Here is a 12,466-nt window from a genome sequence, read left to right as displayed (position 1 = left end):
CAGCAAGCCACGCGCCGTCGCAACATCGATCTGTGCGGAAACGTGCCCGCTGCCCGGCGGCAGCGAGACACGGCCGGTCATGCCGACCGGATCAGGCGCGTGGTGGTTTGAAGGGTGACAGGCGATCGGCCGAGGCGGGCAACTGCATCGCGGCATCGCCGTAGCTGTGCGAAGCATAGGCGATGGCGACCGCAGTCTCCTGCGGAGCCATCGACGCGACGTGCGTCAGGCAGTGATCGCCGTGCAGCGAGGCGGGATGTGCCGGCGCCTTGCCGCCGGTGTCGTTGATCGACCGCGCAATGGAGACAGCGGACGAGACGTCGTCGTCGCCATCGAACGCCCAGCCGTGGAAGATGGACAGCACCAGCGCGAGCGAGATCAATCCCGCGAGCAGGCTGCGCCAGCCGCGCGTTCGCTGCAAAGTTCGAATCGTGGCGGCGGAAGCGTCCATGCGCCCCTAGTTAGCGCCGCAATCGCGCGCATTCAAGTTCCGGGCGCGGCGGAATCGCGTCGAATACTATAACGTCAGACGTTGTCCGCCACGCGACGCATCAGCCATCGCCGGGCCGCGACGACGGCCCAGATTGCCTCGACGAGGCCGAATGGCCACGCGCCCTGCAGAAAGCCGTAGGCGGAACCGAGCGCGCAGGCGACCGCGAAGGCCAGGATGAACCAGGGGCTGCGATCTTCGGCCGCATAGCAGACGAGCATCATCGTCACGGCGAACAATCCGAACAGTGTGAGTGCATCCATCGCGATCGATCCCCGGTCTTGGGGACGTTGATATCCCACCCATCCGTGCGATGAAATATGAGCTCGGCTCCGCAGCTTGGCTATGCGGTCGTCTTAACCCCCCGATAACTGACTTTCCTAACGACCCCTTGGGTTGTGTTCCCGTACAAGGGCACCCCCAGGGGCAGGAAAATGTCGGTTTGTTCAACGAACAGCGGGATGCCGGAAAGCCGGCGGCTGCCGAATGAAGGTGTGCGGCGCGCCTCGCGCGCCGGCGCCATTCAATGGCTCGTCTTGAGCGCGGCGTTGCTGGTGCTCGCGATCACGCTCGGCACCGGCTATCTTGCCTTGCAGTTCCGCGAACGCACGCTCGACGTTTCCGAACGCGAGCTCAACAACACCGCGCTGCTGCTGTCGCGGCATTTCGACCAGCAGCTCAGCGATCTCCAGCACGTCCACGACGATATCGTGAATTACCTGCGCGCCGGCCAGATCGACACCGCCGACCAGTTCGAACGATCGATGTCGCTGCTCAGCGCGCACGAGATGCTGCGCACACGGCTGGCGGCGCTGCCGCATGTCGGCGGGCTCAACCTGTTCAATGCCAAGGGCTGGCTGATCAACTCGTCCGAGATGTGGCCGGTGCAGGACATCAGCATCTCCGACCGGCGCTATTTCCAGGAGTTCATCTCGGGAAGGCCGACGTCGCCAGTCATCGTCGAGCCCGCGATGAGCAAGGTGACTGGAAAGTGGACCACGATCTTCGCCCGCAAGATCACCGGCCGTAACGGCGAGATCATCGGCTTCGCCAGTCGCGGCGTCGAGCCCAGCCATTTCGAGGATTTCGTCGCCTCGCTTGCGCTGAACGACGACACCGTGATCTCGATGATCCACCGCGACGGCACCATCATCGCGCGCTATCCGCAGGATGCCAGCGTGGTCGGCGGCAACATCGTCGACCAGCCGCTGTTCCGCAAGGTCCTGAGCCTGGGCGGCAATACCTCGGGCCGCTTCGCCGGCCCCTCGGGTGAGGATAATATCGGGGCGGTCAGATCGCTGGCGCATTTTCCGATCCTGATCCTCGCGACGACCCAGACCTCGACCGCGCTGGCGGACTGGCGCGCCCAGACCAAGCTGCAATTCTGCGCCGCGGTGCTCGCGGTCCTCATCGTCGTCGTCACGATCTTCCTGATCGTCCGCCAGCTGCGGCGTCAGCATGATGCCGCGCAGCGACGGCTGAGCGAGAAGAGTCAGCACCTCGACACCGCGATCAACACCATGACGCAGGCGCTGCTGCTGTTCGACGCCGACGCGCGGCTGGTGATCTGCAATCAGCAATATATCGACATGTTCGGATTGTCGCCCGACGTCGCAAAGCCGGGATGCCATCTGCGCGACCTGATCCTGCATCGGCAGGAGACCGGCTCGTTCGTCGGCGATGTCGACGAATACTGCGCCCGCTTCACCAATCCGGAGAGCGACAAGATCCGGGACACGCTGGTGTCGACACCCGACGGCCGCAACATCCGCCTGGTCTACCGGCGATCGCCCGACGGCGGCTGGGCCACCACGCTCGAGGATGTCACCGAGGGGCGGCGCGCGCAGGCCAAGATCGAGTATCTCGCGCATTACGATGCGCTGACCAGATTGCCGAACCGGACGCTGCTGCAGCGTCACGCGGAAGGGCTGTTGCGCGAGCCGGCGGCCCCCGCCTTCGCGATTCACTATATCGACATCGACGAGTTCAAGCGCATCAACGACACGCTGGGGCATCTGATCGGCGATGAATTCCTCCGCGGCGTTGCCGAGAAGCTGCGCCAGGCGGTCGGCCCGAACGACTTCATTGCGCGCCTCGGCGGCGACGAGTTCGCCATCATCCAGCACGATATCGCTTCCGACGACGATGTCAGCGACCTGGTCGCGCGCATCTACCAGTCGCTGCGGGCGCCGTTCGATTGCCACGGCCATCGCCTGTCGGGCGATGCCAGCATCGGGATCGCGATCGCGCCACGCCATGGCACCGATCTGTTCGGCCTGCTCAAATGCGCCGATCTTGCGATGTATGCCGCCAAGGCGGCGGGCCGCAGGACGTACCGCTTCTTCGATCCGGCGATGGAGAAGCAGGCCCATCTGCGCCGCGCGCTGGAGGCTGATATGCGCACCGCGCTGAGCGAGGGCGGCTTCGAGCTGCACTACCAGCCGCTGGTCGACCTGCGCAGCGACGAGGTGACCTGCTGCGAGGCGCTGCTGCGCTGGCGGCACCCGGTGCGCGGCATGATTTCGCCGGCGGAATTCGTGCCGATCGCCGAGGAGACCGGGCTGATCGAGGAGATCGGGCAGTGGGTGCTGCGCACCGCCTGCATTGAGGCGGCGAACTGGCCGGCGCACGTGCGGGTCGCCGTCAACGTCTCGCCGGTCCAGTTCAAGTCGGAGACGCTGGCGCTGAAGGTCGCGAGCGTGCTTGCCGAGAGCGGGCTCGACCCGCGGAGGCTCGAGCTCGAGATCACCGAGGCGGTGCTGATCGCCGATGACGACGCGGCGCTGGTCACGCTCGGCGAACTGCGCACGCTCGGCGTTCACATCGCGCTCGACGATTTCGGGACCGGCTATTCGTCGCTGCAATACCTGCAGCGCTTCCCGTTCGACAAGATCAAGATCGATCGCAGCTTCGTCAAGGAAGTGACCGGCAACTCCGGCTCGGCCTCGATCATCCGCGCCGTGGTCTCGATCGCCGCCGACCGCAACATGATCACGACCGCCGAAGGCGTCGAGACTGACCAGCAGCGCGACACCGTGCAGATGCTCGGCTGCACACAGATGCAGGGCTATCTGTTCAGCAAGCCGGTTCCGGCGCATGACGTGCGCATGCTGCTCGCGGCCGACGGTGTCGAGGACGCCGCCTGAGGGCGTCGAATTCGGCCGGCATCGCCCGCGTCAGCCGACACGGCGCGGGGCGCTCACGGCTTCATGGCAGTCGCGCGCTGCTCGGTGATCGCCTTGCGCAGCGTGCGCGACAGCGCTTCGACCGAATAGGGTTTCTGGATCAGCTCGAACCCGCTATGGGCGTTCTCGGCGAGCACGTTGCTGTAGCCGCTGGTCAGCACCACCGGCAGGCCGGGGAAGCGGTCGCGTATGACGCCGGCGAGCTCGACGCCGTTCATGCCGGGCATGATCACGTCGGAGAACACGAGGTCGGCGGCGAACTCGTTCTCCGAGAGCATCGCGAGCGCGGCGTTGGCGCTGGCGGCGCGCTTGACCGAATAGCCGAGGTCCTCGAGCAGCTCGGTGGAGAACTGGCCGACCTCGTCATTGTCCTCCACGACGAGCACGCGATAGCCGCGGCCGATCGAGGCCTGCTCGCTGCCGGTGGCGGCGGCGATCTTGGCATCGAGAGGCCGCATCGCCTGCGGCAGATAGATCGTGAAGGTCGCGCCATGGCCGAGCGTGCTGGTGACCTCGATGTCGCCGTCGGACTGCTTGACGAAGCCGAACGCCTGGCTCAATCCGAGCCCGGTGCCCTTGCCGACTTCCTTGGTCGTGAAGAACGGCTCGAAGATCGCGTCGAGATTTTCCGGTGAGATGCCGGTGCCGGTATCCCGGATCGAGATCGCGACGAAATCGCCGCTGCGCGAAGCCTGCGCGCGCAGGGCAGGGATGTGCTGCACCTTCCTGACCGCGATCGTCAGCAGTCCCTCGCCATTCATGGCGTCGCGGCCGTTGACCGCAAGGTTGATCAACGCCGTCTCGAACTGGCCGATGTCGGCAATCGTAAAGCAGTCGGGATTGTCGATCCGGACCTCGATGTGAATGCTGGCGCCGACCAGCGGGCGGATCAGCTGCGCCACGGCGTCGACCTGCGCGCCGACATTGAAGACCTCGGGTTTCAGCGGCTGCCGGCGGGCAAATGCCAGCAGCTGGCCGGTAAGCTTGGAGGCTCGCTCGACCGTCTCGGAGATCGCGTCGATGTAGCGGCGGCGGCGATCGTCGGGGAGCTCGCGGCGGCGCAGGAAGTCGGTCGCGGAGCGGATGATGGTGAGCAGGTTGTTGAAGTCGTGCGCAACGCCGCCGGTGAGCTGGCCGACCGCCTCCATCTTCTGCGATTGCCGCAGGGCCTCCTCGCCGAGGCGACGCTCGGTGATGTCGACGGCCTCGGGCACCGCGCCGACGATACTGCCGTGCTGATCGTGCAGCGGCCGCATCGCGAAGTCGAAATAGCGCTCGCCGATCGGCAGGCGCAGCGGCATCTCGAGCTTGACCTCTTCGCCGCCCATCACCGTGGCGAAGGCGCTTCGTACCGTCGCCGGCATGCCTTCGGTCGCCGTGAACCACGGCGTGTCCCAGAACGGCTTGCCGACGACGTCGGCCGGCTCGGCGCGGATGCCGGCCAGCGCGGTCTGGTTGGTGTAGAGCAAGTCCCCGTTCCGGTTGAGCAGCATCTGATATTGATGGCTTGTCTCCAGGATCGCGCGCATCTGCGCTTCGCGCGATTCGAGCTGTGCGGTGCGCTCCAGGATGCGCCGCTCCAGCGACTCGTTGAGCTTGCGCAGCTCGATCTCGGCTTCCTTGGCGGCGGTGATGTCATGGGCGACGCCGATGAAGCCGATATGCTTGCCGGTCGGATCCCAGCGCGGCTGCGATTCCGAGCGCAGCCAGCGCCAGTCGCCGGCGGCGTTACGGTAGCGCGCTTCCAGCACGAACGGCTTCAGCGACAGCTCGCCGGAGATCTGCTCCTGCAGGATGCGGGGCAGGTCATCCGGATGCAGCGCCTTGCGCCAGTCGAATACGATCGCTTCCTCGAACGGCAGGCCGAGGAAGTCGAGATAGGCCTGGTTGGCGAATGAGCGCGTGCGGTCGAGCTTGGTCACCCAGATCGGCACCGGCGCGCTGTCGGCGATCAGGCGGAAGCGCTCCTCGCTCTCGCGCAGCGTCTCCTGCGCCAGCATCTGGTCGGTGACGTCGAGATCGGCGCCGACGAGGCGCAGCGCGCGGCCGCTGCGGTCGCGCTCGATCTTGGCGACGACCCGGATCCAGCGGCTCTCGCTGTCGCTCGGGCGGATGATGCGGTATTCGTCGGTGTAGTCCTCGCCGCCGTTCTTGAGCACGTCGAACAGGTGCGCGATCGTGCGCTCGCGGTCCTCGGGATGAATCCGCGCGATCCAGTTCTCATAGGCTTCGTTGACGTGATCGTCCGGCAGCCCGTGGACCAGCAGATATTCGGGGGAGCGGCGGTTCCTGACGCCGTCGCGGAAGTCGATCTCGAGCCCGCCGACCCGCGCGATGCGCTGGATCCGCGCCAGCTCGGCCTCGCGCTCCTGCAATTCGCGGTGGGCGCGGTCGCGCTCGCGTGCCATCTCCTCAAGGTGCTGCCGCAGCCGTTCGGCGGCCGCGGCCTCAGGAAGCACATCGGGATCGGATGGGGTCATACGCGCCGGCAACCTCTGCGATACAGTCTCACACAGGACGAGGCGGCTTTGCCAGCGGTGATTTTGCTGCCGTCACTTGCTCTTGCTGCTCGGCCGGCAATTATAGGCCCTGCGGAACCCGGCGGCCTGCGCATCCTCCTCGGAGCAGAACCAGTGATCCTGTGCCAGGCCGGGATAGCTGCGGCAGGCCTGCAGGTGGTAGATGCCGACATTGCCCGTGACGCGGGCACGCACGGCGTATTTGCCCTTGATGTTGCAGCTGTCCGGCATCGGCAGGTCGGCGGGGAAGAGCGCATCGCGGATCTGCTGGTCGCGGTTGGCCGGACAGGAATTGCCGAGCAGGGTGCCGTCCTTCTTGCCGACGCGAAAGTCGCTCGGCGCGACGAAGCAGCCTTTCCACAGGCCGGAACGACTGTCTTTGGCCGCAGCCTCATCCGGCTTGAATCGGCCAGTGGCCGACGCCTCGACATTCAAGGCGTAGCCCTGGCTGACGAGTTGTTCGCTCAGGCTGGTCGGGTCGCCGTCGAGCTTGCAGACGCCGAGGCGGCGCTTCTTGAAGGTCGGATCGACACCGATATCATCGCAATGGATCGGCTTGCCGCCGATCAATTTGGTCAGCTGGTCGCGCGCCTCGACACCGCAACTCCAGACATCGGCGTGCTCGTCGATGCAGAGTTGATCGATCGCCGGCGCATCGATGCCGTCGAGCCGGTAGGTGGTGCTGCCGAGCTGGATCGTGCCGCCGTCCTTGATCACCGCAGACGCGGCGAGGGCGGAGGGCGCGGACAGGCATGTCAGGAGCAACGTCGCGAGGAGGGCAACTCGGGATCGCATTTTCTTCATTTCGGGGCCTGGCTGATGTTACGGACTTAGTAGCACAGGCTGGCCGCGATCAAACCAAGCGCGCGTGCCGGATTGATGACGGGTCCATCCTTGGCAACCATCGCCGATATGCCGCCTCGATCCGTCTCGTTGGAAAGAACGGGTGGGACCGGCGCGCCGGCCCAATCGGCGGTTGACTTCATGAGAACAAAATAGGAACATAGGCCTTCGCCAAATTGATCCGGACACTTCCGATGACTTCCGCCCAACCCGAATCCGATGACGATGACGGGCTGGAAGCGGCTGTCGACCAGGCGATTGCGGCCTGCGGCGGCGACATGCGCGCAACCATCCGTGCGCTGATCGTCGCCAACGAATTCCTGGAGAATGAGGTCGGCGAATTGATGAAAGCAGTCTCGCACGCCTATGTGCGCGGCCGCTTCCAGACCTATTCGGGCTGAAATACCTCTCGGGCTACCGTCCAAGGGCTCGTCAAGCGCCGGGCAGGGCCGCGATTAGGCCGTTGCCTCCGGGGCGTTTTGCTGTACCACGGAGTGGTCACGCCATTCGCCCGTGCCAATTGCGCGGGGAGGATCCTACCCAAGTCCGAAAAGCCCAAGAAAAAGCGCAAGCAAGAGAGCATGTTCAAACGAATCCTGATCGCCAACCGCGGCGAGATCGCCTGCCGGGTCATCAAGACTGCGCGCCGTATGGGCATCGAGACGGTCGCCGTCTATTCCGAGGCCGACCGCGACGCGTTGCATGTCGAGATGGCCGACGAGGCCGTGCTGATCGGGCCGCCCGCGGCCGCCGAGAGCTATCTTCTGATCGACAAGATCGTCGAGGCCTGCCGCAAGACCGGTGCGCAGGCGGTGCATCCCGGCTACGGCTTCCTCTCCGAGCGCGAGGCGTTTCCGCGCGCGCTGGAGGCGGCGGGCATCGTGTTCATCGGCCCGAACCCCGGCGCCATCGCCGCGATGGGCGATAAGATCGAATCCAAGAAGGCGGCCGCGAAGGCCAAAGTCTCGACCGTGCCGGGTCATCTCGGCGTCATCGAGGATGACAAGCACGCCGTGCAGATCGCCGACGAGATCGGCTATCCCGTGATGATCAAGGCCTCCGCCGGCGGCGGCGGCAAGGGCATGCGGATCGCGCATTCGAGGGCCGAGGTCGCCGAGGGTTTCAACCTTGCGAAGGCCGAAGCGAAGTCTTCGTTCGGCGACGATCGCGTGTTCGTCGAAAAGTTCATCGTCGATCCACGGCACATCGAGATCCAGGTGCTCGGCGACAAGCACGGCAACGTGATCTATCTCGGCGAGCGCGAATGTTCGATCCAGCGCCGCAACCAGAAGGTCATCGAGGAAGCGCCGTCGCCGCTGCTCGACGAACAGACCCGCCGCAAGATGGGCGAGCAGGCGGTGGCGCTGGCCAAGGCGGTGAACTACGATTCGGCCGGTACCGTGGAATTCGTCGCCGGCCAGGACAAGAGCTTCTACTTCCTGGAAATGAACACCCGCCTGCAGGTCGAGCACCCCGTCACCGAATTGATCACCGGCATCGACCTTGTCGAGCAGATGATCCGCGTCGCCGACGGCGAGAAGCTCGCGATCGCGCAGAAGGACGTCACGCTGACCGGCTGGGCGGTGGAATCCCGCGTCTATGCCGAGGATCCGTTCCGCAATTTCCTGCCGTCGATCGGGCGGCTGGTGAAGTATCGCCCGCCGGCCGAAGCCAGTCATAACGGCGTCACGATCCGCAACGACACCGGCGTGCAGGAAGGTGGCGAGATCTCGATCCATTACGATCCGATGATCGCCAAGCTCGTCACCCATGCGCCGTCGCGCGCCGCGGCGATCGAGGCGCAGGCGACGGCGCTCGATGCGTTCTATGTCGACGGCATCAGGCACAACATCCCGTTCCTGTCAGCGCTGATGAACCATCCGCGCTGGCGCGAGGGCCGGCTCTCGACCGGCTTCATCGCGGAGGAATTCCCGAAGGGATTTGCCGCGCGGCCGCCGGAGGGCGAGATCGCGCGGCGGCTCGCGGCGGTCGGTGCTGCGATCGACCACGTGCTCGGTGAGCGCAAGCGGCAGATTTCCGGCCAGATGGGCGGCCGCGTCGTGCAGCGCGAGCGCCGCCGTGCGGTGTGGCTCGATCGCAGCGAGATCGCGCTCGACGTCGCGCGCGAGGCCGATGCCATCGCGGTGCGCTTCGTCGGTGCCGACGGGCTGCCGGGCAATCCGCACAATCTGGTATCGAGCTGGGTGCCGGGTGAGCCGGTGTGGCAGGGCACGATCGACGGTAACTACGTCGCGCTGCAGGTGCGGGCGATCAGCAACGGCTTCCGTCTGGCGCATCAGGGCTTTGAGGTGCCGGTCTATGTCTTCACCGAGACCGAGGCGACTTCGGCGCGGCTGATGCCGGTGGTCTCGGCCGCCGACACCGGCAAGAAGCTGCTGTGTCCGATGCCGGGCCTCGTGGTGTCGATCGCGGTGACCGAGGGCCAGGAGGTCAAGGCCGGCGAGACCTTGGCCGTGGTCGAGGCGATGAAGATGCAGAACGTGCTGCGCGCCGAGCGCGACGGCACGGTGAAGAAGATCCACGCTGCAGCGGGCGCCACGCTCGCCGTCGATGCGTTGATTCTCGAATTCGCTTGAAACTGTCATTCCGGGGCTCGCGAAGCGAGAACCCGGAATCTCGAGATTCCGGGTTCGATGCTTCGCATCGCCCCGGAATGACATCAGTGAGGTTCCCCGATGGCCTTCCGCAAACGCCGCGAAGCACTCCGCGCCATTCTTTCCGGTTCGACTTGCATCCGTCCGGGCTCGGTCTATGACGCGACCTCGATCCGGATCGCGGAGGATCTCGGTTTCGAGCTCGGCATGTTCGGCGGTTCGGTCGCCTCGCTCTCGGTGCTCGGCGATCCCGACATTGCGTTGATCACGCTGACTGAACTGGCCGAGCAGGTGCGACGGATGTCGCGTGCCTCGGCGCTGCCGTTCGTGGTCGATGCCGACCATGGCTACGGCAACGCGCTCAACGTCCGCCGCACCGTGCAGGAGCTGGAAGCCGCCGGCACCGCGGGGCTGACCATCGAGGATACGCTGCTGCCGCAGGCGTACAGTCAAGCGAAGCCGCAACTGATCTCGCTGGAGGAGGGCGTCGGCAAGATGAAGGGCGCGCTCGACGGCCGCAGCGATCCCTCGCTCGTCATCCTCGGCCGCACCGGCGCCGTTTCCATGACCAGTCTCGACGATGCGATCGCGCGGGCAAAGGCGTATGAAGCCGTTGGTGTCGATGGGCTGTTCTTCACCGGCATCAAGTCGCGCGGCGAATTGGAGGCGATCTCCGCCGCGACGAGGCTGCCGATCGTGCTCGGCGGCGCGCCAGAGGAGATGACCGCGCCGGACTATCTGGCGAGTCAGCGCGTCAGGATCGCGCTGCAGGGCCATGCGCCGTTCGCCGCCGCGACGCAAGCGGTCTACGAGACCCTGAAGGCGCTGCGCGAAGGCGCCTCGCCGAAGAACCTGAGGGGCATCGCGTCATCCGAACTGACCAGCCGCGTGATGCGCGAGGCTGAGACCAAGGCGCGTACCGGCGAGTTCCTGGGCCTCAAGACGTGAGTGGCGTAATCCGCCACGTCACCATCAGCGGCCGCGTGCAGGGCGTCGGCTACCGGGCATGGGTGCATTCCGAAGCCACCTCGCGCGGTCTCGAAGGCTGGGTGCGCAACCGCCGCGACGGCAGCGTCGAGGCGGTGTTGTCGGGACCTGAAGATACTGTGTCCGAGATGATTGCCGCCTGCCGGCGAGGGCCATCGTCGGCGCGCGTCGACGGCGTGCAGGCGGATGCCGGCACGTCCGACCTGCTGAACCTGCGCGGGGCGGGCGAGCGGTTCGCGTTCCTGCCGACGCTCTGACGCGCGCGGCTATGCCGCGGAGATCACCAGCGCCTGAATCTTCCCGTCGATGGGACCATTGCCGAAGCGGCGTGCCAAAGCTTCCGCGACGCGCTGCGTCGTGGCCTCGAGTCCCGGCGTGCCCCGTGCCTCGATCTCACCGCGCATCGGTGTGCCCTGGCAGTAGGCGATCGCGGCATCCTGAGCTGAGGCCGCGGGACTGCGATGCGTCACCATCTCGATTGTGATGTCGCGAAACCCGGCGGCGGTCAGGTCGCCGCGAACGCGCGCCGCATCGTGATAGCCGTGTGGGGTCCGCGCCATGAATTGCGGCGGGTCGCTCGCAAACACCTGGTGCATCGTCTGCTGCATCACGTCCGCGAAATCGTTCTCCTCGATCCTGTCCCAGACGTTGAACAGGAACCGGCCGCCAGGCCTGAGCACACGTCGCACTTCGGCGTAACCCTTGATGCGGTCGGGAAAGAACATCGCGCCGAACTGGCAGGCGACGACATCGAAGCTCGCATCGGCAAACGGCAGCGATAGCGCGTCGGCCTGTTGCCATGTGATGTTCGACTTGCCTGCAAGGTGCGTCCTGGCCTGCGCCAGCATCGGCTCGTTGAGATCGGTCGCGGTGATATGGGTGTCGGGCAATTCGGCGGCCAGCACCGTCGTCACGGCGCCGGTGCCGGCCGCGATCTCCAGCAGGTCGTGCGGCCGGTGTCCCTTGATGCGCTGCGCGAGATCGCGGGCATAGGGCGCAAAAATCATCGGCACCATCAGCCGGTCGTAGATCTGCGGGACCGATCCCGAAAAAACCTTGTCGGAAGAGGGGGCCGTCATGACGCGCTCCTTTGCGAAGGCGGGTGGGCCGGGGTCGAGCCTGCCCTGAACCAAGCCTGTCTCGAAGTATGAAGCAGTGATCCGCCCGCGCCAACGTCCAGAATAGGGTCGCAGCCCGGTTCTGCGGCCCGCACCGGGCTCTTGACTTCCACTCTGAATTATCTGATATTTCTGTCATGACAGAAATAACCGGCAAGAAGAAACTCCCCGCGGCCGTCGAGCGCTTCATCCTGCATTGGGGCGACATGGGCGACGAATGGGGCGTCAACCGCTCGGTCAGCCAGATCCACGGGCTGCTCTATCTGGCGGAGGCGCCGATGACGGCGGAGGACGTCGCCGACACGCTCGGCATGGCACGCTCCAACGTCTCCAACTCGATCAAGGAATTGCTGGCCTGGGGCTTGATCCGCCGCGTGCCGATCCTCGGCGACCGCCGCGATCATTTCGAGGCCGAGACCGACATCTGGGAGGTCGCGGCCAGGATCGCGGCCGGACGCAAGGAACGCGAGATCGACCCCGCTGTCGCGGCGCTGCGCGCCTGTGTCTCCGATGCCGCCGACGATCCGGCCATCAGCGCGGTCGCCAGCAAGCGGCTGAAGGAGATGCTGGCTTTCACCGAGCTGGTCGACCGCTGGTACGAGCAGATGCTGAAAGTGCCGCGGCCGCGCCTGGTCGCGCTGATCAAGCTCGGCGAGAAGATCGTGAGTTTCCTGCCGACAGGCAGAACCAAATAGGGACGGCAGTCACG

The 12,466-nt window shown here is 65.8% G+C and carries 11 protein-coding genes; 6 read left to right on the top strand and 5 right to left on the bottom strand.

Annotated features, from left to right (window positions below; genetic code table 11):
• Window positions 1-91: 91 nt before the first annotated feature.
• Both JQ633_RS30570 and JQ633_RS30565 read right to left on the bottom strand, forming a co-directional pair.
• Complete coding sequence (locus JQ633_RS30570) at window positions 92-421, bottom strand: hypothetical protein (protein ID WP_211989164.1); 330 nt, start codon at window positions 419-421, stop codon at window positions 92-94.
• 104 nt (window positions 422-525) lie between these two features.
• Window positions 526-753, bottom strand: a complete 228-nt coding sequence (locus JQ633_RS30565; protein WP_211989162.1) for a hypothetical protein — start codon at window positions 751-753, stop codon at window positions 526-528.
• A 198-nt stretch (window positions 754-951) separates the two neighbouring features.
• Between JQ633_RS30565 and JQ633_RS30560 the strand changes: the two genes are divergently transcribed.
• On the top strand, window positions 952-3,636 hold the full coding sequence (locus JQ633_RS30560) for a bifunctional diguanylate cyclase/phosphodiesterase (RefSeq protein ID WP_249159761.1): 2,685 nt from the start codon (window positions 952-954) through the stop codon (window positions 3,634-3,636).
• 53 nt (window positions 3,637-3,689) lie between these two features.
• On the opposite strand, the gene JQ633_RS30555 is transcribed toward JQ633_RS30560, so the two are convergent.
• Window positions 3,690-6,155, bottom strand: a complete 2,466-nt coding sequence (locus JQ633_RS30555) for a PAS domain-containing hybrid sensor histidine kinase/response regulator (protein ID WP_249159760.1) — start codon at window positions 6,153-6,155, stop codon at window positions 3,690-3,692.
• A 72-nt stretch (window positions 6,156-6,227) separates the two neighbouring features.
• Entirely contained in the window at window positions 6,228-6,989 is a 762-nt protein-coding gene (locus tag JQ633_RS30550; protein WP_211989156.1) for a thermonuclease family protein, read from the bottom strand.
• Window positions 6,990-7,231: 242 nt separating this feature from the next.
• Here JQ633_RS30550 and JQ633_RS30545 point away from each other — a divergent pair, with 242 nt between their 5' ends.
• The 4 genes from JQ633_RS30545 to JQ633_RS30530 all read left to right on the top strand — a co-directional run bounded on the left by JQ633_RS30545 (window position 7,232) and on the right by JQ633_RS30530 (window position 10,896).
• A complete protein-coding gene (locus JQ633_RS30545; protein WP_211989154.1) occupies window positions 7,232-7,438 on the top strand; it encodes a hypothetical protein in 207 nt (68 codons plus the stop codon).
• A gap of 180 nt (window positions 7,439-7,618) precedes the next feature.
• On the top strand, window positions 7,619-9,634 hold the full coding sequence (locus JQ633_RS30540; protein WP_211989152.1) for an acetyl-CoA carboxylase biotin carboxylase subunit: 2,016 nt from the start codon (window positions 7,619-7,621) through the stop codon (window positions 9,632-9,634).
• 99 nt (window positions 9,635-9,733) lie between these two features.
• A complete protein-coding gene (locus JQ633_RS30535) occupies window positions 9,734-10,600 on the top strand; it encodes an isocitrate lyase/PEP mutase family protein (protein ID WP_211989151.1) in 867 nt (288 codons plus the stop codon).
• Window positions 10,597-10,896, top strand: coding sequence for an acylphosphatase (locus JQ633_RS30530; protein ID WP_211989150.1), 300 nt, complete (start codon window positions 10,597-10,599; stop codon window positions 10,894-10,896). The genes JQ633_RS30535 and JQ633_RS30530 overlap by 4 nt, the downstream gene beginning before the upstream one ends.
• Window positions 10,897-10,905: 9 nt before the next feature.
• On the opposite strand, the gene JQ633_RS30525 is transcribed toward JQ633_RS30530, so the two are convergent.
• Window positions 10,906-11,718 (bottom strand): class I SAM-dependent methyltransferase, encoded by an 813-nt coding sequence (locus JQ633_RS30525; protein WP_211989149.1) that lies wholly within the window; start codon window positions 11,716-11,718, stop codon window positions 10,906-10,908.
• Between the two features lie 176 nt (window positions 11,719-11,894).
• Here JQ633_RS30525 and JQ633_RS30520 point away from each other — a divergent pair, with 176 nt between their 5' ends.
• Entirely contained in the window at window positions 11,895-12,452 is a 558-nt protein-coding gene (locus JQ633_RS30520) for a GbsR/MarR family transcriptional regulator (RefSeq protein ID WP_211989148.1), read from the top strand.
• The last annotated feature ends 14 nt before the right edge of the window (window positions 12,453-12,466 follow it).

It is taken from the genome of Bradyrhizobium tropiciagri (assembly GCF_018130505.1).
Taxonomy (GTDB): Bacteria; Pseudomonadota; Alphaproteobacteria; order Rhizobiales; family Xanthobacteraceae; genus Bradyrhizobium; species Bradyrhizobium tropiciagri_B.
The sequence above is the reverse complement of the archived record's forward strand: the minus strand, read 5'-3'. Positions and strand labels throughout refer to the sequence as shown.